We start from the raw sequence: 21,561 nt of genomic DNA on the forward strand, positions 1-21,561 counted from the left end.
CCAGTCTAGTCACCCGTTGCTGAGGAGAGCCACACCGCGTCAGGGCAATGGGATGTGTAAAATTCAGCCAGATGCTGCGCCTGAAGCGCTGCAGCTGCACAGTAGTGACATGTTGTGGTTTATGTCCTGCTCCATGTCTGGTTTAAGAGAAAGAATGCGCCTTATTTTGATGCCCCGCCATACCTCACGTTCCCGAACCTTCTCCCGCGTTGCTGGGGTGGCATTGGTGGGGGTTGTGGGGGCGTCGCTCAGCGCCTGCTCGGGATATGAGCCCAAGCCAGACCCCAAGCCTGTTGCATCGGCGCCTATCACCATCATGATTGACCCGACATCCCATAAACAGCGTGTTTTGGCGGAAATCTACCGCCAGACCCTCCGCGATGAGGGGCGTGCGGCCACCGTTTCCCAGGAGCCAATGATGGTCCGGCGCGGCGGTGAACACGTCAGTGGGGTAAGCACGAACGGAAACTTCTTCGTTGGCTGTACGGGCGAATTTTTAAACGTCTACAACCCGGTGGAGGCCCGCGAGATTTCAAAGGACTATGTGGCCGCCAAGGATGAGGGGACGAAGGACGTGGATTTCCTGGAGCGCACCCACGTTGCGCTCATGGCGTCGATGCCTCCGGAGATGTCCGTGGTCGAGCCCGCCGGCGCTGAGGGCTGCCCAAACTCCAAGCCGGAACTGCCGCAAAACTACGTCGTGGTCTACCAGGACGGGCTTTTCAACCGCGATGAGAAACTAGAGATCGCGTCCTTTACCAAATTCCTGACGACACAGGACCTCGATGAGGTCGTTGAGGAGGTGGAGGAGTCTGAGGATTTCGAGGGCGCCGTGCGCGCCTGGATGGAGGCCAACCTCTCGCAGAACCTCAATGAGGAGGGCGACTCCAATTCCTCCGGCGGCTCGGATTTGGTCCACGAAAAATCCTAAGGGTTGTGCCTACCGCTTGATCGTGTGCTTCGCATGACGGTGGGCACGCTGTGCTTGGCGACGTCTCCCCGTGCCCTACATGCAGAAACCTAGTCCCGTCTCATAGGGTGGACGATTCAGCGAATTTTCAGCTTTTAAAATGCTGTGAACTGTCGTCAATAAATGGCTGGTAAGTAGGTATTTTTCCTTGCTTTTCTCCTCTTTGGTAGGTATTATTTTTAGCGATAACCTGTCTATTTCCTGTCTGTTCTCTCGAGTATTTGAGGGGAGAGCGCTTGGCAAGCCCTAAGACCAACGCTTTCCCGCGGGGGGCGAGGCAGAGTTTTGCATTGGAAAGGTCTATTGGAATGAATGCACAAAGCAGTAGCTCGTCGCGTCGTCGTTCTCCTCGCAGGGGAGTGGCCGCTCTCTCCGCTATTACTCTCGCGCTCAGTGGGCTAAGCGTCACGTCTTTTAATACTGTGTCCCCCGAGGCTGCAGCCGCAACACTGACCGGCGGCGTCCGTGACAAAGCCGGCGCAGTGGAGAAGGACAAGCAGAAGGCCTCGGATCTACCGGCCGGTTCGTGTGTGGTCAATGAGAATTCCCCAAGCGGCAGCCAGGCGGGTTTTAGCTGGCAGAATCTGGAACCGAGTTCGACAAGCCCCTCCAAGACCACGTGGGGGCTGAGCCTCGCCTTCGACAATTCACAGGACCGCACGTTCGCGGACTGGAGTTTTTCTAATTCTGGATTGATGGGAGGCGTCCTGAACGCAGGCTCGGTTGCCTCCATAGATGCCGGTAAGGATTTTCCTGTCAGTCCGCCGCTCCCAGTCACTGCGAAGGCCGATGAAAGCATCGCGATTACGGCTTCGCGTAATCAGAGAAACCTGAATCTTTACGCCGACCTGACTGAAGACGAGGTCAAGCAGTTCGCAGAAGCCGGTAAAGATGACCCGGTGCGCTACGCGTGGAAGGGCAACTATACAAAGGACCCTACTACACAGAGCCTTCGGGCCACTGAGGGGACCAATACTCAATTTACCGCTACCGTCAACCCGTGGCCGAGCGAGAACATCGAATGTAACCCCATTACGGTGTCGTGGGAGAGCTTTGAAAAGCACGTCATTGTTCCAGGGGAAGAGACCAAGGTCGGCCACATCAACGTTCCGGCTGTTGCTAATGGCGGCACGGACGATTCAATGTCGCGCATGCTTGTGGAGGCCTACGACGGCAACGGTACGTTCATTGGAACCACGGACCCTGCAGCCTCCGGCGGCGAGCAGAACCTCCGCATCGACGACAACGGTGACATTTACTTCACGTGGCCTGAGTACCGCGGTACCGACCTGGCAACTGACAAGAACGTGAACTTCTCCGTTCTGGCGAAGCCGCGTACCGTCGATCAGCTTCAAGCTGCTGTCGAGAATAACAATTTCGGAGGTGGTCAGGCCTTCGAAAGCTCCAACTCGCTGACGCGCTACAACAAGGCGAACGTCATCGACTCGAAGGCGTTCTCCCTGGACGACACCGAGTACCACTCCCCGAAGTACGACAAGACCGACGCCTCAATCATCTCCGGCGTCGATAGCGCTACCGGGCCGCTGGCTACTGAGCCGCAGAAGGTTACCTTCACCCAGACCCCGGACCTGATCAGGGACCTAGCGAAGAAGAAGGGCGAAAAGGGCTTCGAAGCCAAGGTCAAGCTGGACGAAAAGTACATTTTCGACGGCTGGACCGTCGAGATGGACGAGGACTACAACGTCACCGTCACCGCTCCAGAGGAGCCAAAGCCAGGCACCTTCGCTCGTCCGAAGGTTATTGTGGAGTACTCGAACGGCTCCACCGATGAGCTTGAGTTGCTCGTAGTCGTTGAACCGAACCACACCCAGGTCACCGACCTAGTGCGCCCAGGTATTTCGAAGGGCAAGGTGGGCCAGAACATTACGGCTCAGGTTGGTACCAAGTCCATCATGAAGGGCCATGGCCCGGTTCACCCCGCGAAGTTTGAGGTTGACCCGGATTCCGTTCCGGATGGCTGGACCGTTACCGTCGATGAGACCGGTAGGGTTACCGCGAAGGCGGACGAAACCGTCCCGCCGGGCAGCATCATCACCCCAAAGATCAAGGCCAGCTACCCGGATCAGACCACCGATGAGATTGAGACGCAGTTCCAAGCCATCGTGGACATCAAGATCCCCGACTATGACACGGTGACCAACAAGCCGACCGCAAAGGTGAGCCTCAAGCCGAAGCTCCCGGAGCGTGGTTTGAGCGGTAACACGAACGATGAAGCCCCGAAGCGCTACACGTTTGAAGGCGGCAAGACCGAGTACACCGTCACGGATGACAGCGGTACGTGGACCGTCAAGATCGATGAGAACACTGGTGAAATCACCACCACCATCCCACGGACAGCGCCCGAAGGATACATCCTGGACGTTCCGGTTCTTGCCTACTACGACAACACCGACAAGCCGCAGCATGTGAAGGGTAGTGTCGTCGTTTTAAAGAGCGACATCGCGCCTACCTACGACGTACAGGTCACGGGCCCGAACCAGTCTGTCGAGCACCATGTTGAGGATGCCCCGAAGGGATCGAAGTTCTCCTTTGGCAAGAACGATGATGGTTCGCCGATCACCGCGCAGGATGTTGACGGTTGGAAGTACACGATCGACCCGAAAACTGGTGTCGTGACCTCCACTCCGCCGGCAGATTCCAAGCCGGGTGAGCAGAAGACCATCACCGTCACGGTTGAAACCCCGGACGGCTCCACGCCAAAGGTGCCCGTTACCACCGTAGTGAAGCTGACTAATACCTGGGAGGCGGAACCGTCTTACCCGGTTGAGACGGTGTACCCCGGCGAGACGGCAACGCTTCCGGTTGCCCTGGAGAAGCCGGACAACGTCAACGTTGCAAAGGACAACCCTTACAAGTTGGGCAAGGTTCCGGCTGGGTGGACCGTCAGCATTGATGACAATGGACAGATCACCGCAACCGCACCTAAGGATGCCAAGCCAGGTGACCAAGTCAAGATTCCGGTTACTGTGACCTACGAGGATGGCTCCACGGATACCGCTTACGGTGTTGTGAACGTTGTTGACGTTCCGACGCGCGAAGTTCCGTTCGACGTTGAGTACAAGTACGACGACTCCATCCCTGCCGGCGAGTACAAGGTTGAAACCGAAGGCAAGGCGGGCTCGGAGAAGCAGAACAAGGACGGTAGCTGGGAGCGCACCAAGGCGCCGGTTAATGAGGTCGTTGTCGTCGGCACCAAGCCTGCCGAGAGCGCCAAGGACGTGACCTGGACGGTCCCGATTCCTTTCCCGACTGAGGTTCGCGAGAACCCGGACCTGAAGCCTGGTGAAACCCGTGTTGTCCAGGAAGGCGCGGACGGCGAGAAGACCTACACCGCTAAGTTCATCGCTAAGGGCGACAAGGCCGAGGTAGCTGAGGAAGAGACCACCAAGGAACCGGTCAAGCGCATCATTGAGTATGGCCCGGGTCTGGCCCCGAGCGAGCTGGTGACCAAGACCGAGAAGCCGATTCCGTTTGAGACCAAGGTTGTCTTCGATGACACCCTGGAAGAAGGCAAGCAGGTCGTCGATCAGAAGGGCGAGCTCGGCACTGAGGTTGAGACCTCCACGCAGAAGCTTGTCGACGGCAAGCCCTCTGGCGACCCAACCGTTACCACGGAGCGCACCAAGGAGCCGACCGAGCAGATCATCCGCGTCGGTACCAAGACCACCGGTGAGAACACCGAGACCTACAAGGCTGAGGCCCCGTACAAGGTTGTAGTGAAGTATGACCCGAACATGCCTGCTGGCGAGTCAAAGGTGACTACCAAGGGTGAGCCGGGTGAAAAGACGGTGACGATCAAGCGTGACATCGTCAACTCCAAGCCGGGCGATCCCAAGATCACCGAAGAGATCACCAAGCAGCCTGTCGACGAAGTCATCACCGTTGGCACTAAGCCGTCTGAGGCCTCTGAGAAGGTTACGTGGACCGCTCAGGTTCCATTCGATGTTGAGACCCGTCCGAACCCGGAGTTGAAGTCGGGTGAGATCAAGGTTGTTCAGAAGGGTGTGCCGGGTGAGAAGACCTACACCGCGGACTTCACCGCGAAGGGCGACCAGGCAACGGTGACCCCGGAGGAGAAGCAGACCAAGGCTCCTGTCAACGAGATCATCGAATATGGCCCAGCGCCCAAGGACACCTCTGTGGTGACTAAGGTTGAGAAGCCGGTTCCGTTTGAGACCGAGATTGTCTTCGATGACACCCTCGCAGAGGGTGAGCAGGTCGTCGACAAGCAAGGCGAGCTCGGTAGCGAGACCGTCACCTCCACTCAGAAGATCAAGGACGGCAAGCCGGATGGCGAGCCGACTGTGACCACTGAGCGCACCAAGGAGCCGAGCAACGCGGTGATCCGTGTTGGCACCAAGACCGAGGGCTCTGAGACCTCCGAGTACGAGGTCGATGTGCCGTTCGAGACCGAGTTCATCTTCGATGACACGATGGAAGCCGGTACCCAGGAGACTGTCCAAGAGGGCAAGCTGGGCAAGGACAAGGTCATCACGACGAAGACCATCGAGAATTCGAAGGTTACTGGTACGGAGACCACCACTGAGCGTGTTAGCGATCCAGTCAAGAAGATCGTCAGGATAGGCACCAAGGGTAAACCTGCATCCACGGTCATTGAATGGAATGAGCACACTCCGTTCGAGGTTGAGGTCCGCGTTAACCCTGCACTGAAGCCTGGCGAGACCAAGGTCGTCCAGCAAGGCAAGCAAGGCGAGGTTAAGCACACCGTCAAGGTGAATGCCGAGAACGGTGAGGCGACGAAGGATGAGTCCACTGAGAAGATCAGTGATCCGACCACACACATCATCGAGGTTGGTCCTGCGACCCACCACGAGACTGAGCTGACGGATAAGCACAAGGAGAGCACTCCGTTCGACACCATCATTGAGTATGACCCGAACCTGGAAGTTGGCAAGGTTGTTGAGGACCAGGCAGGCGAATTTGGTGAGAAGGAAGTAACCAAGACCTGGAAGCTCAAGGACGGCGAGCCGGAAGGCGATCCGGAGACGTCTGAGGAAGTCATTAAGGAGCCGACCCCGCGCAAGATTCGTGTGGGTTCCAAGTGCAAGTGCGAAGTGCCAACGGACGACCCGGCAGTTGCTCCCACCGACGATCCGACGGTAGAGCCAACCGAGGACCCGACCGAGGACCCAACGGAAGACCCAACCGAGGATCCGACAGTTGATCCCACCGAGGACCCGACGGTAGAGCCAACCGAGGACCCGACCGAGGACCCAACGGAAAACCCGACCGAGGACCCGACAGTTGATCCCACCGAGGACCCGACCGAGGACCCAACGGAAAACCCGACCGAGGACCCGACAGTTGATCCCACCGAGGACCCGACCGAGGACCCAACGGAAAACCCGACCGAGGACCCGACGGAAAACCCGACCGAGGATCCGACAGTTGATCCCACCGAGGACCCGACAGTTGATCCCACCGAGGACCCGACGGTAGAGCCAACGGAAGACCCAACCGAGGATCCGACGGAGGATCCGACGGAAACCCCGACCGAAGAACCGTCGGAAACCCCGACCGAAGAACCGTCGGAAACCCCGACCGAAGAACCTGAAAAGCCTGGTTTTTCTACTTCGAGCATTCCGGACCTTAGCGGCCTGTGGCCGCTCATCCCGCTGGTGATTATCCCGCCGGCACTGGCCCACTTCTTCAAGCCTCCGCACATTCCGGAGTTGCCGACGAAGCCGGTCAAGCCGGTTGAGCCGGTGAAACCGCAGCAGCCGCAGCAGCCGAAGGTGTCGAACACGGAAGCACAGCCGACGCCAACGCAGAACCAGAATGCTCAGCCGAACCAGGCCAGCCAGCCTGGTACGACCTCGAGCACTCCGGCCTCTGCTAAGAGCACCTCGTCTGGCAAGCTCGCCAACACCGGTGCCAACGTCCTAGGCCTTGTTGGTGTGGCTTTGGCGCTCATCGCTGGTGCAGCGTTGATTCTGCGTCCTAGCCGCCGCAAGGATTCCTAAGACCTAGGTTTCCTTAGGGGGCTTGGCCAGCCCCCAAGGCAGTGGTTGAGTGAACCACGAGCAAACGCCCGAGCAAAAGCTCGGGCGTTTCTTCTTGCGCAATCGCACTGCGAGGTCCAGATACGCCTTCGAAGTTCGATGCTGGCATTGAGCAAGGTTTGTCAGCTTTCGTGGTGTTGCGCCCCTCGACCGGAACTGAGCAAGATTGAGGGCCCGCTGTCCTGTCGGCCGAAACGCTGAGAACCGCCGGGGCCTTAGGACTCTTGTGTGCGTCACCCTTCGCGCTCACCGGGAGCGCTAGTGGTCGCTGATTGATGTCCCCCTGTGAGCGCGAAGGGTGGGCGGGGGAGACGTAGGCGTGTGCGGCACAGCTGTTGGGTTCCCTGCGGTCAAGAAAAAGCCCCGGCCACCACGCTCGTTGTGAGCTCGTGGTGGCCGGGGCCTTGCTCGGCGCTGTGCTGTGTGTCAGCGCTTCAGGTCATAAGCACCTTTAGATGTCGAAGGCTTCCTCCAGCAGGTTCTTCTGCTCAATCTGGTGAACCTTCGCGTTACCGGTAGCAGTCGAGGACTGCGAGCGGCGGGAAACGCGGACCATCTCCGGCATATCCGGGATGAGCTCACGCAGGTGCTCGTTGTAGAACGGCCACGGGCCCTGGTTCGCCGGCTCGTCCTGCACGAAGCGAATCTGCGTTGCATTCGGGTAAGCCTCGAAAGCCTCACGCAGACGGTTGAACGGAATCGGGTGGAGCATCTCCACGCGGACGATAGCGATATCGTCGCGGCCGTCGGCCTCCTTCTTCTTGGCCAGCTCCCAGTAGAGCTTGCCGGAGACCAACATGATGGTCTTGACCTTGTCGGTATCGCCGACCTTCTTGCCGTTGATGTCAACGAAGTTCGGGTCATTGATGACGGACTGGAACTTCTTGATCTCAGTGAAGTCCTCGACGGAGGAGGTCGCGGCCTTGTTGCGCAGCATGGACTTCGGGGTGAAGACCACGAGCGGACGCTTCATCTCACCAAGTGCCTGGCGGCGCAGCAGGTGGAAGTGGTTAGCCGGGGTCGACGGCTGAGCCACGGTCATGGAGCCCTCAGCACACAGCTGGAGGTAGCGCTCGATGCGGGCGGAGGAGTGGTCCGGGCCCTGGCCCTCATAGCCGTGGGGCAGCAGCAGGATCAGGCTGGACAGCTGGCCCCACTTGGCCTCACCGGAAGAGATGTACTCATCGATGATGGTCTGAGCACCGTTGGCGAAGTCACCGAACTGTGCCTCCCAGGCCACCACAGCATCCGGGTTACCCACGGTGTAGCCGTACTCGAAGCCCATGCCGGCGTACTCGGTTAGCGCGGAGTTGTAGACCATGAACTTACCGCCATTGCCCTTGGCCTCAGCCAGGTGTGCAACCGGGTTGTATTCCTTACCCGTGTGCGGGTCGAAGGCCACTGCATGGCGCTGGGTGAAGGTACCGCGGCGGGAATCCTCACCGGCCAGGCGCACGACCTTGCCGGAGTTGGCCAGGGAGCCAAAGGCGATGAGCTCGCCCCAACCCCAGTCGATGCCGCCTTCGCGGGAGGTCTTCTGGCGGTCCTTGGCAACCTTGCGAACACGCTTGTGGTACTCGAAGTCCTCCGGCGGGGTGCCGTAGGCATCGCCGATCTCGGCGAGTTCCTCGGCAGTGATGGAGGTATCCAGACCGCGGGTCAGCTCCTGGGAGGAGGTAATACCGGTCTGCTCCTTCGGGCCAGCCTCTTGCGCCTTCTTGTGCTCGGTGAAGACGGATTCCATCTGGTCGTGGAAGTCGCGTGCAGCTGCCTCTGCCTCTTCATCGGAGAGGTCGCCGCGGCCGATGAGCTCCTCGGTGTAGCGCTCACGGACGGACTTGTGGTCATCGATGATGTCGTAGAGCAGCGGCTGGGTCATCGACGGGTCATCAGCCTCGTTGTGGCCGCGCAGGCGGTAGCAGACGAGGTCAATGAAGACGTCCTTGCCGAAGCGGCGGCGGTACTCGGTGGCCAGCTTGCCCACCCAGACAACTGCCTCGGGGTTGTCGCCGTTGACGTGGAAGACCGGGCAGTCGAAGCCCTTGGCCAGGTCGGTGGCGTAGTGCGTGGAACGGCCGGAGTCCGGGGTGGTGGTGAAGCCAACCTGGTTGTTGACAACCACGTGGACGGTACCGCCGGTGGTGTAGCCGCGCAGCTTGGACAGGTTGATGGTTTCCTGGACCACGCCCAGGCCGGTGAAGGAAGCATCGCCGTGGAGCATGATCGGCACGACGGTGTGGCCCTCTGCGCCCTTGTCCAGGATGTCTTGCTTGGCGCGTGCGATACCTTCCATGACCGGGTCAACGGCCTCGAGGTGAGACGGGTTAGCGGCCAGAGTGACCTTGATTTCGCCGTCACCAAACATCTGCAGGTGCTCGCCCTCAGCGCCCAAGTGGTACTTCACGTCACCCGAGCCGCCGAGCTGGCCGCCCTTGTAGTTGCCGTCGAACTCACCGAAGATATCTGCCAGCGGCTTGCCCACAATGTTGAAGAGCACGTTGAGGCGGCCGCGGTGCGGCATACCGATGACGACCTCGTCGAGGTCCTGGCCAGCGGCGGTGTCCACGATGGAGTCCAGCAGGGCGATGAGGGACTCAGCGCCCTCCAAGGAGAAGCGCTTCTGGCCCACGTACTTGGTCTGCAGGAAGTTCTCGAAGGCTTCAGCCGCGTTGACCTTCTGCAGGATGTACTTCTGCTCAGAGTTGGTCGGTTTCGGCATGCCGGCCTCAATCTGCTCCTGCAGCCAGCCGCGCTCATCGCGGTCGAGGATGTGGGCGTACTCGGAGCCAACCTTGAGGGTGTAGGCGGAGCGCAGGCGGGTAACCACCTCACGCAGCGTCATGGTTTCCTTGCCACCGAAACCGCCGACGTTGAAGGTGCGGTCCAGATCCCAGATGGTCAGGCCGTGGGTAGCCAGGTCGAGGTCGCGGTGATCCGGCCAAGGCAGGCCCGGCTGCTTCCAGCCCAGCGGGTTGATGTCAGCCAGCAGGTGGCCGCGGGAGCGGTAGGCCTCGATGTACTGCATGACGCGCGTGTTCTTGTCGACGCCCGTGTTGGGGACGTCGGCAGCCCAGCGGAAGGGCTGGTAGGGAACGCCCATGGACTCGAAGAGCTCGTCCCAGAAGGCGTCGTCCAGAATGAGCTGGCCGATGGTGCGCAGGAACTCACCAGACTCAGCGCCCTGGATAACGCGGTGATCGTAGGTGGAGGTGAGGGTAACCAGGCGTCCGACGCCCAGGTCTGCCAGACGGTCTGCGGAGGTGCCGGCGAATTCAGCCGGGTAGTCCATGGAGCCGACACCGATGATGGCGCCGGAACCCTTGGTCAGGCGGGCGATGGAGTGACGGGTGCCAATGCCGCCCGGGTTGGTCAGGTTGATGGTGACGCCGGAGAAGTCATCCATCGTCAGCTTGTTCTTGCGGGAGCGGTCAACGATGTCCTGGTAGGCATCGATGAACTCGGAGAAGGTCTTGTTCTCTGCCTCCTTGATGGCAGCCACGACGAGGGCGCGGGAACCATCCTTCTGCGAGAGGTCGATGGCCAGGCCCAGGTTGACGTGCTCCGGCTGGACCACGGTGGGCTTGCCGTCCTTGATTTCGTAGCGCACGTTCATGTCCGGGTGGATCTGAACCGCCTTGACCATGGCGTAGCCCAGGATGTGGGTGAAGGAGATCTTGCCGCCGCGGGTGCGCTTGAGGTGATCGTTGATCATCGCACGGTTTTCCCACATGAGCTTGACCGGGATGTCGCGCACGGTGGTGGCGGTGGGGATCTCCAGGGACTCGTCCATGTTCTTGGCGATTGCCTTGAACATGCCCTTGAGCACGCGGGAGCCCGGCTCCGGTGCATCCTTGATGCGATCCAGCGGGGACTCGGACTTCTTCTCCGCCTTCTTTGCGGACTTAGCGGCCGCGGCAGAAGCCTTAGAGTCGCTCGGTGCCTTGGCACCCGGTGCGGCAGGGGACTTCTCTGCAGCCTGTGCCGCGCCCTTCTTTTGTGCGGGGGTGGTGGCCGGAGCGTCCGCAGCCTTGGACTGTGCGGCCGACTTCGGTGCCCCGTTGGCCTCAAAGTACTCGCGCCACTCCTTGTCTACGGAGTCCGGGTCCTTTGAGTACTGTTGAAACTGTTCGTCAATCAGCCACGCATTCGGGCCATAGATGCTCGAGTTGCTCACGGCAGATGCTCGCCTCTTTCTGTGCTTCTAAGTTTGTCTTTATTCGACTCTAGTAGGCCAATCCACGGGTGCGAAAGGCACCCCGAAAAGTGTCTTCCTTTATGATACGGGCCCTGTAAGTTTGGCCACTATCCTGGGCGCGTTTCGCGGCCTTTACTCCCCCTGCAGGGGGGAGAGTTGGGTGTTGGCATGGTCAATTACTTGGCGGCCCAATTTGCGGTTGGCGGTTGTTCCCAACACCGCGCCTACACCCATCGGCAGCAGCTTAGACACCCACGCCCACTTCAGCTTCTTGGTGGCCTGCTTCATAAACAGCTTGGTCAGACGGCCGTTGAGGCCGCTGAGGGTAGGGCCGGAAAAGCGCGAGAGAGTAGCCGCGGAGGTGACACCGGACAGCGAGGTCACATCGCCCACAAAGGTATCGACCAAGGCGCTGCCCTGGGAGCCGGTGAGCACCACCAACACGAGTGCGCGGCGGCGCTCCTTATCCCGGATGTCGTCACCGCGCAGGTGCGCCGAGGCGAGGATGTACCACGCGGCTGCTTCGAGGAAGACCAGGGATTCAGCGCCAACGGTGGCCGCGCCGGTAACGAGGCCGATACCGGGGATAGCAGCGGAGGCACCGGCGGCGGCACCCGTGCCGGTGATGATGTTCATGAAGTGCTTGTCAATGAGCGCTTGGAGCTGAGCCAGGCTGGCGTCGGAGTTGCGCTTCTTTAGACCTTCGACGTAGCTGATGATGACGGAAGACTGTACTGAGACGATCTTGTCGATGGCTCCTAAGAAACCTTGGGTAATGCGGTTGGACTCATCAACCTCCAAGGTGCCTACCGTCTCGGAAGCGCTGGCCCCTTCTTTAGATGAATCCCGGCGGCTAACAGTTTTGTTCTTTTTGTCAAAGACCTTGTCGAGCATTGTCTCACCTTAATTCTTTGCTAATGCTGATTGTGAATCTGAACTGTATGTTTACCACCGTATCGAAAAAGCTTTATTGAGCGCGTCGGCAAGCTAGCACACTAGGGTATGAGACATGAGCGAGTTTGAGCCTTCCCCTCCGCGTGAGGTCAGCGCGGCCGCGGCGCGCTTGCTTGCAGATTCCCTCCACGCCCGTGCCCGCGCCGCCCACGAGGCAGCACGCACCGCGCTTGCCGACGATCTCACGGTCCTCACCAGCGGCGGCTGGGTACGCGGCTGCATCGAAGAGGAATTGCGTACGGACCGTCCACTGAGCGCGCCCGTGCGATCGTGGCGCGGGATTCCCTTCGGCGCGGATACATCGGGCGCGAACCGTTTCATGGAACCGCGCCCTGCGCCGGCCTGGGAAGGGATCCGGGATTGCCGCGAGTTTGGCCACGTTGCCCCGCAGCCGGTCTATTCCTGGACCGACCGCATTGAAGGCGCAGAGGACTGCTTGACCCTCGATGTCGTCCGCCCGCACCATGCGGGTGGGCCCGATGCGCCGTCGGGTTCTCAGGAAGGGGAGAAGCTGCCCGTCGTGGTGTATCTGCACGGCGGCAGCTTCATCGTGGGCTCCTCCCACATGTTGATGCTGCGCGGTTTCGAGTTCGCGGCGCAGATGGGTGTGGTCTATGTGTCGGTGAACTTCCGCTTGGGCGCCTTGGGTTACCTCGACGTCCGCAGTCTTGGCGGGGAGGCCTGCGCTAACCCGGCCGTGGCGGATCAGGTCTTGGCGCTGGAGTGGGTGCGGGACAATATCGCGGCCTTCGGCGGGGACCCAGACAACGTCACGCTCATGGGGGAATCCGCCGGCGGCGCGGCGGTCCTGACGTTGATGGCTGTTCCGCGCGCCGAGGGCCTGTTCCACCGTGCGATTGCTCAATCACCACCGATCGGCATGATTCATTCGCGGGCGCAGTCGGTGTTTTGGGCCCGCGAGCTGGTCCACAAGATGGCCTTGCCGCGTGATACCACCGCGGATGATTTACGCCGCGAGGATTTCGCGGACGTGGTGCGTTCCGGTCAGTCCATGATGTGGCGCGCGGGGGAGTTACTGTATCTGAATTCCTGCTATGCGCCGACTGTCGACGGCGACCTCATCCCACAGCACCCCATCGAGGCTTTTGAGGCCGGCAACCAGCACCCCGTGCCGTTACTTGTAGGAACCAACTCCGGTGAAGCTAGTTTTGGCAAGTTCCTCTACCAGCGTCAGAGTGCGCGTGAGCGCGCAGCGCTGCGCCTGCTAGCTTCCTTCGATCCGGAGAGCGCCCCGGATGTCGTCGCGGCATACGGCGGTGCGGTCTCGCGCCGCGATTTCGGGGACTTGCTTACCGACGCTCTCTTCTGGGCCCCCACCGTCCGTGTAGCTTCGGAACATGCGCGGCGCTATCCCACGTGGATGTACCGCTTCGATTTCGCCCCTGCAGCACTGCGTTGGCTGGGCTTGGGAGCGATGCACTCGATGGAGCTCTCCAATATCTTTGGTGATCCGGGAGCATCACGCGTCTCCTTCCTCACCAGCATTGCAAAATCCTCCGAAATGGAGGACGTGACCGAGACCATGCAGGCGCAATGGGGCGAGTTCATCAGGGGAGGGGCTCCTCAGGACAACTGGCCGCAATATCGCGCCCCGCAGCGCTCGACGATGGTTTTCGATGTGGAGCCGCGCGTCGAGGAGGCACCGATGGAGGGGCGTCGCCAAGCGTGGGAGGCCTACGACATGTTGGAGTGGGGCACCGGGCGCCCGGAGATTCTGAAGGAACTGGGATTCCTGCTTGAGGGCGGCAGCTATTGAGGGCAAACGCAGGTAAGATGTGTAGGGCCTTGGCAGCAGCCTGGGTGAGACTCCCACATGGATGGATGTTTATCACATGAGCTTTTTTGAAGATATCGCCTCTGCGCTGGACGGGGAGGGCATTGAGTCCCGCGTCAATGACGATGTGATGTTCGTGCCCATCACCTCCGATTTGGAAATCCAGTTTGTGGAAATTGACCCACTTCTGCCAGCCGCCAACGTATACATCGCCGCCGCAGACGTGGACGAGGATGACGAAGACTTCGAGGCCGTTTTGGTGTCCGTGGCGTTCTCTGTGGAGGATGCGGTTGAGGCCGTATCCCGCCACATCGCCACGGACCAGGTGGTGACGGTGCTGCGTGACCTGCTGGAGGGCACCGATGAGCGCATCGCTGAGTTGGAGTTTGTCCAGGACGAATTCAACCCGAACCTCGTCGTGGCGGAGGTAGCCAATGACTCGGAACTGCGCGTGCTGGTGGAGACCATCGACGGTGTCCCGAGCGCGGTCGTGCGTTTCCTCTCCTTCGACTTTGATGAGGAAGAGCTCGATGAGCTGGAGGATGAGGCAATCAGCAAGCTCTGGGACATCGAGACTCCAGAGGACTTGAGCGAAGAAGAGCGCGTTGCCATCTTCGGCGACGCGGAAGACGTGGACGGCGCGCTAGCCCCCATCATCGAGGTTCCTGCCGAGGCCCTCGAACTGGGCACCTACACCGACTTTGACCGTCTCTTTGACGTGCTGAGCCTTGTCTCCGATCAGGCCTTGGACTGGGAAGCCCAGCTGGTTAGTATCGATGACTCCGATTTTGACGAGCCTGAGGTCTATGACATCTTCGGCGCCGACGATGAGGACGAGGACGACGTTCTTTTCGACGACGATGATGACGATGACTCCGACATCGAGGAAGGCGACGCCGACGACTAAAAGCGTCCGGGGTAGGGTAGGAGCGTACTTTTCCCTGGCGTTGAAGAGGAGCAACCAAGACAAATGCCGAATGACAAGGCATCGCTGTACCAGCGTCTGTGTGTTGGCTCCGCGCTAGTGTGTGTGGCTTTGTCTTGGATTCTGTCGTTGAATCCGGACTTTGGCCATCGGGATTTTGTCTTTTCCTCCGTGCTTTCGACCGGCGTGTGGTGCCTGAGTCTGCTCGGCGCAATTTTCTTCATTGCCGCACAGTGGCGGTCCTTGGGTAACCACGCACTGTTCAACCCTTTGCTTGCAGTGGCGGCAAACCTCCTCTTGTCGTCGTTGATCTTTAACATCAACATTCCCTTGTACCTCGACATGATGGGCACGGCTTTCATAGCAATCGTTTACGGCCCTGTCTTGGGAATGGGCACCGCAGTGTTGAGCGCTTGCCTGGCAAGTATCAATAACCCGTCGCTCTTGGCGTATTTGCCAACAGCCGTAGTGGTTGCCTATTTGTTTGGCTGGCTTGCGCGCCGTGGTGTGTTCAAACGAATGCTTGCCATGATGCTTGCTGGTACCGGGCTGGGCATTGTCGCAGGATTGTTGTCCGCCGTTTCTACGTGGTTACTTCCCAGCGATTACGGCCAGCGCGGCCCCGCTGAACTTATAGCGCTGTGGGAGCTCATACTGCACGATGAACACCCTGCCATTCTGCTTCAGAACCTGTGCTCTGACGTCATTGACAAGACGTTTACGGCGCTTGTGGTGTGCATTGCAATCCGCTTGGCGCCGAAGCCCATCCTTCGCCTTTATGACTACCCGGAGACGCGCCCAGCATTGGATCGCGTGCTGACGGAGGACAGGTTCTCGCTTTCTCTTGATGAGGAGCCGCCCAAAGGTTTTCTGGACCGGATCCAGCGCTATTTCTAGCGGCTGAGTAACTCAATCCGATAAGGCCCACCGGTATTAGGCGGCCTGACTAAACCCTTCGAAAAGGGAAAGCGGGGAATGCACCGGTGTGTAGGTGCTATCCACCAGCCACATAAACGTAGCCGCACTGCTGCTGGAAATCTCATGCACTGCGGAGACGAGTTCTTCAGGAACTAGGGCCCGCACCCACGCTTCCGCTAGTGAGGGGGCGACGGGACGGCCAGTGGGATCAGTAATGCGCACCGTAACGAGGTAGGAAGGTACGCGCTTTTCGCCATACCCCAGAACGCGGGCCTTAGCCCGCTCACCCACGCGGTGGCGCGAAATGGTAAGCGTTAGGGGGAGCGCTTCACCGCCATATATCTCTACCGGTGGCAATACCTTTGATGGCGGGCGCCACTGCGGCGTCGGCCGCGCAAGCGAGCGCGGATGACGGATGATGCTCTCTATGGAGCGAAGCGTTTCGTGGTGGTGGTAGAGGATATCCGCGGTGAGTTCACCGGTGCTGAGTATGGACGGGGACTGAACGGAAGTGTGAATGCTGCTGTAGTTCTTCATGACCCACACACTAGAAATCCACGCGGACATCACCGAACCTTTAAGGGAACGTATGTTCGATGAAACGTTCGACGATTTGACGGGGTGGGATACAGTGAATGGCGATATGAAAAATACTGCAGCTCCGCAGGTTAAGATCCCGCGGGAAATTTTGGTCCTGGTCACCGCCGGGTTCATCATCGCCTTGGGGTACGGGCTCATTGCGCCGCTGCTTCCACAGTTCATCGTCAGCTTCAACGTCTCGATGGCCGCAGCTGGCCTCGTTGTCTCCGTCTTTTCCGCCAGCCGCCTTGTCTTCGCCCCGGCCGCCGGCTTCCTCATTGACCGCGTGGGCACGCGCCGCGTTTACGTGACAGGTTTGTTCACCGTGGCGCTGACCACCGGCTTGGTGGGAATGGCGCAGGAATACTGGCAGATCGTCGCCTTGCGGGCTATCGCGGGCATTGGTTCGACGATGTTTACTGTCGCGGCGATGGGGCTCATCGTGCGCCTGGCACCGCCCAGCATCCGCGGGCGCTGTTCGGCCACCTACGCCACATCCTTTCTTCTCGGCAACGTGATTGGTCCGCTCGTGGGTGCGAGCCTTTCCTTCCTGGGCTTCCGGTGGCCCTTCTTTATTTACGGCACCGGTGTGGCCATCGCCGCGTTGGTTGTGTGGATCCTCATGCCGTCGGTCAATCGCGCCGATGAGCGCCGGCGTCAACTCCGTCCGATGCACTTGGCGGAAGCCTGGGAGGATACCGCCTACCGGGCGGTACTGACGTCGAACTTTGCCCAAGGCTGGATCAATATGGGCGTGCGCGTGGCTGTCCTCCCTCTGTTCGCAGCCGCCATTTTTGCCAACGGCGCCTCGACGTCGGGCGTCGCTCTGGCGGCCTTCGCCGCCGGCAACGCCATTGTCCTGCAGTTCTCCGGATCATGGTCCGACCGGGTCGGGCGCCGCCCGCTCATCATTGCAGGACTGGTGGGTTCCGCATTGTTCGTTGGCACGCTGGGCTTGGCGACGAACATCGTATCCCTCCTCATCCTCTCCGCCCTGTCCGGCGCGGCATCGGGCCTTATCGCTCCGTCGCAGCAAGCAGCGGTGGCGGACATCGTCGGCTCGCAGCGCTCGGGCGGACAGGTGCTGTCGACGTTCCAGATGGCGGGTGACTTCGGGCAGATTTTAGGCCCGATTTTCATCGGGCTGCTGGCGGATAGGTACGGCTTTGAGACCGCTTTCGGCTTCTGCGCAGTGGTGGCTGCGGCCGGCATTGTTGCGTGGGCATTCGGCCGCGACACCTTGGGTGAGCGGAAGATCATTCTGCGTGGGTTGCGCCGCCGCTACCACCCGCAGCGATAGAGAGCAGAATAGTCCGACTGCGAATTGCTAGCGGAGTTGTGCTGACGGAGTTTCGGGGCGGGGCTAATGCTACTTAGCTCGTGTGGCGCGCTTTCTTGCTGCATGCAGCCCAGCGTGGGGTGGTGCCAGTCTTGAAGCTGCGTTCCCTAAAACGCGTAAACCCATACACGGAAGTTTCGGAACCGGTATCTGGGCGGTTCCAGCGCTTTTGGCTACGCTCGCTCGCGGCTCCCATAACCGACCTCCATTTTTCTGCATCAAGGCAACAGAGATTAATTACTTCTTAATCTGCTAAGAAAAGATTAATTTATGGTGGTTACGGCGTCAACTTCCTGGTTTAACTCAATGTGAGGTTTAAGCCACAGTGCGCCCGGCTGCATAAAGCTGCTTGGGCATGTCACGGCGGAGGCTCCATTCGAACTGGATCGGCTTCTCACCGCTGTGCGTGACGTAATCGACGTTTCCTAGGAAGGTATATGCCGAAGCCGTATCCACCTTGTTCTTCTTATTAAAACGGGTTGCGATGATGATGTTGCCGTTGAGCTCATGGTGGTGGATGTAGCGGCGGGCCATCGCGGACTTAAGTGATGTGGTGGATTGGGATTCCCAGTGCAAACGATCCGGTGCTAGCGGGTAATCGCGGTAGTTTGTCGAAGCACTAACGTTCTCATCCTTTTGGAAAGTAACCAGGAAAAGATCAGTGTTAGAGGCATCGAAGCGGCGTACCCCTTCGCGTGGGAGGTTGGCGAGCTTGCGCAGAGAGCCGTCGTCCAAAGCACCGACGAGTTCGGCGAGGCTGTAATCCGCGTGTGTTTCCAAGACACTATTTGTCGATTTCTCTGGGATGACTCGGGAGTGGTCGAGCGTGAGCCGCATAACCTGGGTTACTTCGGCGACGAAGGTGGGGCAGGCGCGGATGATGCCCAGAGCCTGGTCAATGGTCTCCGGAATTGCCGTATTTGAATTTGCCCACAGAGCTAGCACAAGCATGGTGGCGTACCGCACCTGCTCGGGAGTCATGTCCTTTTCATAAGGCCCATCCGGAGAAACAAGGAGACTGTAGGCCGCTACGCGGTTAGGATCGTTGATGTGTAACAGCACCCGGATTCGGCTGAGCAGAAACTCTTCGTGCTCGCTCGCAGGGCCGGAGGGCAGCAGGTTCTCGTCGCGAAGCAGCGTAGTCCACGTAATGCCCTTGCGACGGTAGATGTCTTCCACGGGGACGCCTGAGCTATTTATGAAGCTTGCGAGGTCGGTCGTGCCGTAGTCAGTAATGAGTGCTCGTATCTTCTTAATGGAGTTGCGGGCTAAGCGTTTAATGTTCTTGAGAACGCGATCGGTCGTGACTCGATCCAAGGTGATGTTGGAGCCCGGCGGGGCAGTGGGGAATCCTTGCTCTACCTCTTTAGCCAGGTTCTTTCCACGAGCTGCGGTAAGAACCTTAAAGCGCTCTTCGAAATCGAACTCCTCGTGCTGGAGACCTAAGAAATCAAAGACGGTACAGGCGTTCTTTCCTTCGTTGAGGCGCAGACCTCGACCAAGCTGTTGGACAAAGAGCACCGGGCTTTGCGTCGGGCGCAGAAGCAACAGCGTGTTGACCGCTGGAATGTCGATGCCTTCGTTGAAAATATCGACCGCGAAGATGATCTTGATCGTGCCTTCGCGAAGCTGCTCGATGGCGCGACGACGCTCATCAATGTTGAGCTTGCTGCTGACCGCTAGGGCAGGGATGCCGAAAAGGCTGAATTGCTCCGCCATGTATTCGGCGTGGGCGATGGTCACACAGAAGCCAAGGGCTTTCATCTCGGAGAGATCGAAAATGCGACGGTTGAGCTCGTTGATGATGAACCTGGTGCGCTTTTCTCCGGCCTTGATATAAAACTCACTCAGCTCTGAAGCTTGGTAGTCCTTCTTTCCACGGTTCCAGGTTAGGCTCGTCAGGTCAGTAGCATCGTCGACTCCGTAGTAGTGCAACGGTGCGAGGAGCTGGAGGCGCAACGCTTCCCAGAGGCGAAGCTCATGGGCTACGCGATAGTCGAAATACTTCTGGACGTTCTCGCCGTCACCGCGCTCCGGCGTAGCCGTTAGCCCCAGGAGCTCACGCGGCTGCAAGTAGTCAAGGACTGCGCGGTAGGTCGAAGCTTCGGCGTGGTGGAACTCATCAATGACGACGACCTCAAAATGGTCCGGCGCAATCTGAGCCAGGCGCTTGCCATGCAGAGACTGGATGCTCGCGAAGACATGGTCCCACTGGGCGGGCTGTTCACCGCTTAGGAGGAGCTCGCCAAAGCCGGCAGTGCGAAGAACCTCGCGGTACGTCCGCTGGGCCTGGGTGAGAATCTCACGCCGGTGGGCAATGAAAAGTAGTCGTGGCCTTCGCCCCAGCTTCTCGCATAGGCGGCGGTAGTCAAGTGCAGCCACGACCGTCTTGCCTGTACCGGTGGCGGCAATGAGGAGGTTGCGGTGACGACCGTGAACTTCGCGCTCGGAGTCTAAAGCTTCGAGCATCTCCTCCTGATAAGGATAGGGCTCGACGCGAAGGCCCGATAGCTCGAGCTTTTCGCCGGGCTTTGATTCGAGGAATTTGGCGCTGCCTAGCGCGTCCTTGAGTCGCTCGTAGTCCTTCTCAGGTTCAAATGCTTTGAAGTGGGCATCGTACCAATAGCTGTCGAAGGTCTTGATGAACTTCTCAATGATCTCCGGCGTGGAGGAACGAGAACCTCGGACGTTCCACTCCCAGCCGTCAACAAGCGCTGAGCGCGAAAGGTTTGAGCTGCCGATGAAGGCGGTGTCGAACCCAGACCTTCGCCGGAAGAGCCAGGCCTTGGCATGCAAACGTGTGGTCTTGTGTTCGTAGCAAATGCGGACTTCAGCACCGTAATCTTCCACGAGTCGGCGCACTGCGGCTGCTTCGGTCGCGCCGCAGTAAGTGGACGTAATAACTCGCAACGGAATCTGGTGATCCCTGAGGTATTCCAATTCATCGCTGATGACCGCAATGCCCGAGCTTTTGATGAAAGCGCACAGCAGATCGACGGAGTCCGCCGTTTTAATCTCGCGAGCGATTTCAACCGACATATTTGTATCGTCCACGCTGTTGGTGAACAAAGCACTGGTGTTGAGCGGGACCTCCGGAAGCTCTGGGGCCTCCTCGAGCTCTGATCGATAGATGGCGTAGAGCAGCTGCTCTGCAGAAATGGATTCATCTTCCCCGAGGTGCTGCGCCAGTCCATTAATGAGGGCCACGCGCTCCTCGGGCTTGGTTAGCTCTGTGAGTTTTTGCTCGAGGACCTTGGCGAAATGCTGAGACACTGCCGCGGCGAAGCGCGGATTGACATCCTTCGTGGACTCGTGGGCAATGCCAGTAGCAGCCATGGGGCGAGCCCGTTTGGTCTCCTCGATCCGCTCCTGGATACGTGCGGTGACTGGGGTTTCGTAGATGCCGAAGGGCAGTAGGGAATCGGAATTCATAGGCGCGAAGAAATCAGCTCTACAGCAGGGACATCTGCGGGAGCCCAGTCGAGTTCCTGCGCCTCGTCAGGGGACACCCAACGCGTCTCGTCGTGATCACTTAGAGTCAGGTCACCGGACTCGATGGCGCACAAGAATGTGGTTAGCTCAATGGTGGCGAAATCATACTCGTACACGGTCGAGGTGACCTTGTCGCCAACGGTTGCGGTTACGGAAAGCTCTTCCTTGATCTCACGCGTGAGCGCCTGCTCCGGGGTCTCGCCCGACTCAATTTTGCCGCCCGGAAACTCCCACATGCCGGCGAGGGACTTACCAGGAGCCTTGCGGCAGGCAAGGAAGCGATTGCCGTTTGTGAAGACGGCTCCGACAACGCGAATCGGTGAACTCATGGGGACCAGTATGCCGGCTGG

The 21,561-nt window shown here is 59.4% G+C and carries 11 protein-coding genes; 6 read left to right on the top strand and 5 right to left on the bottom strand.

Annotated features, from left to right (window positions below):
* Positions 1-154: 154 nt before the first annotated feature.
* On the top strand, positions 155-931 hold the full coding sequence (locus tag M5J06_RS01145) for a hypothetical protein (protein WP_250223757.1): 777 nt from the start codon (positions 155-157) through the stop codon (positions 929-931).
* 347 nt (positions 932-1,278) lie between these two features.
* On the top strand, positions 1,279-6,975 hold the full coding sequence (locus tag M5J06_RS01150) for a G5 domain-containing protein (RefSeq protein WP_250223758.1): 5,697 nt from the start codon (positions 1,279-1,281) through the stop codon (positions 6,973-6,975).
* Positions 6,976-7,465: 490 nt separating this feature from the next.
* On the opposite strand, the gene M5J06_RS01155 is transcribed toward M5J06_RS01150, so the two are convergent.
* Positions 7,466-11,188 carry a multifunctional oxoglutarate decarboxylase/oxoglutarate dehydrogenase thiamine pyrophosphate-binding subunit/dihydrolipoyllysine-residue succinyltransferase subunit gene (locus tag M5J06_RS01155; RefSeq protein WP_250223759.1) on the bottom strand — a complete coding sequence of 1,241 codons (3,723 nt, stop codon included), beginning with the start codon at positions 11,186-11,188 and terminating at the stop codon, positions 7,466-7,468.
* A 153-nt stretch (positions 11,189-11,341) separates the two neighbouring features.
* Positions 11,342-12,103, bottom strand: a complete 762-nt coding sequence (locus M5J06_RS01160) for a hypothetical protein (RefSeq protein WP_250223760.1) — start codon at positions 12,101-12,103, stop codon at positions 11,342-11,344.
* Positions 12,104-12,218: 115 nt separating this feature from the next.
* Between M5J06_RS01160 and M5J06_RS01165 the strand changes: the two genes are divergently transcribed.
* The 3 genes from M5J06_RS01165 (at position 12,219) to M5J06_RS01175 (ending at position 15,780) form a co-directional block, all read left to right on the top strand.
* Complete coding sequence (locus M5J06_RS01165; RefSeq protein WP_250223761.1) at positions 12,219-13,940, top strand: carboxylesterase/lipase family protein; 1,722 nt, start codon at positions 12,219-12,221, stop codon at positions 13,938-13,940.
* A gap of 76 nt (positions 13,941-14,016) precedes the next feature.
* The gene (locus M5J06_RS01170) at positions 14,017-14,865 is read left to right on the top strand and encodes a DNA primase (protein ID WP_144675958.1); all 849 of its coding nucleotides are present in this window, start codon (positions 14,017-14,019) and stop codon (positions 14,863-14,865) included.
* Positions 14,866-14,928: 63 nt separating this feature from the next.
* Positions 14,929-15,780 (top strand): hypothetical protein, encoded by an 852-nt coding sequence (locus tag M5J06_RS01175; RefSeq protein WP_250223762.1) that lies wholly within the window; start codon positions 14,929-14,931, stop codon positions 15,778-15,780.
* A 36-nt stretch (positions 15,781-15,816) separates the two neighbouring features.
* On the opposite strand, the gene M5J06_RS01180 is transcribed toward M5J06_RS01175, so the two are convergent.
* A complete protein-coding gene (locus tag M5J06_RS01180) occupies positions 15,817-16,338 on the bottom strand; it encodes a hypothetical protein (protein ID WP_250223763.1) in 522 nt (173 codons plus the stop codon).
* Between the two features lie 106 nt (positions 16,339-16,444).
* Between M5J06_RS01180 and M5J06_RS01185 the strand changes: the two genes are divergently transcribed.
* On the top strand, positions 16,445-17,680 hold the full coding sequence (locus M5J06_RS01185) for an MFS transporter (RefSeq protein ID WP_250223921.1): 1,236 nt from the start codon (positions 16,445-16,447) through the stop codon (positions 17,678-17,680).
* A 354-nt stretch (positions 17,681-18,034) separates the two neighbouring features.
* Here the strand turns inward: M5J06_RS01185 and M5J06_RS01190 are convergent, their stop codons facing one another.
* Both M5J06_RS01190 and M5J06_RS01195 read right to left on the bottom strand, forming a co-directional pair.
* Positions 18,035-21,151: a DUF3427 domain-containing protein gene (locus M5J06_RS01190; protein WP_250223764.1), complete on the bottom strand. Its 3,117-nt coding sequence runs from the start codon at positions 21,149-21,151 to the stop codon at positions 18,035-18,037.
* Positions 21,148-21,540 carry a (deoxy)nucleoside triphosphate pyrophosphohydrolase gene (locus M5J06_RS01195; RefSeq protein WP_250223765.1) on the bottom strand — a complete coding sequence of 131 codons (393 nt, stop codon included), beginning with the start codon at positions 21,538-21,540 and terminating at the stop codon, positions 21,148-21,150. Before M5J06_RS01195 ends, M5J06_RS01190 begins: the two co-directional genes overlap by 4 nt.
* Positions 21,541-21,561: the final 21 nt, after the last annotated feature.

It is taken from the genome of Corynebacterium intestinale, from assembly GCF_023574125.1.
Lineage (GTDB): Bacteria > Actinomycetota > Actinomycetes > Mycobacteriales > Mycobacteriaceae > Corynebacterium > Corynebacterium hesseae.

Excerpts from the sequence above, each read along its gene's own strand:
- M5J06_RS01150 (WP_250223758.1), top strand. The coding sequence starts at position 1,279 with ATGAATGCACAAAGCAGTAGCTCGTCGCGTCGTCGTTCTCCTCGCAGG.
- M5J06_RS01175 (WP_250223762.1), top strand. The coding sequence starts at position 14,929 with ATGCCGAATGACAAGGCATCGCTGTACCAGCGTCTGTGTGTTGGCTCC.
- M5J06_RS01145 (WP_250223757.1), top strand. The coding sequence starts at position 155 with ATGCGCCTTATTTTGATGCCCCGCCATACCTCACGTTCCCGAACCTTC.
- M5J06_RS01165 (WP_250223761.1), top strand. The coding sequence starts at position 12,219 with ATGAGCGAGTTTGAGCCTTCCCCTCCGCGTGAGGTCAGCGCGGCCGCG.
- M5J06_RS01160 (WP_250223760.1), bottom strand. The coding sequence starts at position 12,103 with ATGCTCGACAAGGTCTTTGACAAAAAGAACAAAACTGTTAGCCGCCGG.
- M5J06_RS01170 (WP_144675958.1), top strand. The coding sequence starts at position 14,017 with ATGAGCTTTTTTGAAGATATCGCCTCTGCGCTGGACGGGGAGGGCATT.
- M5J06_RS01185 (WP_250223921.1), top strand. The coding sequence starts at position 16,445 with ATGAAAAATACTGCAGCTCCGCAGGTTAAGATCCCGCGGGAAATTTTG.
- M5J06_RS01180 (WP_250223763.1), bottom strand. The coding sequence starts at position 16,338 with ATGAAGAACTACAGCAGCATTCACACTTCCGTTCAGTCCCCGTCCATA.
- M5J06_RS01190 (WP_250223764.1), bottom strand. The coding sequence starts at position 21,151 with ATGAATTCCGATTCCCTACTGCCCTTCGGCATCTACGAAACCCCAGTC.
- M5J06_RS01195 (WP_250223765.1), bottom strand. The coding sequence starts at position 21,540 with ATGAGTTCACCGATTCGCGTTGTCGGAGCCGTCTTCACAAACGGCAAT.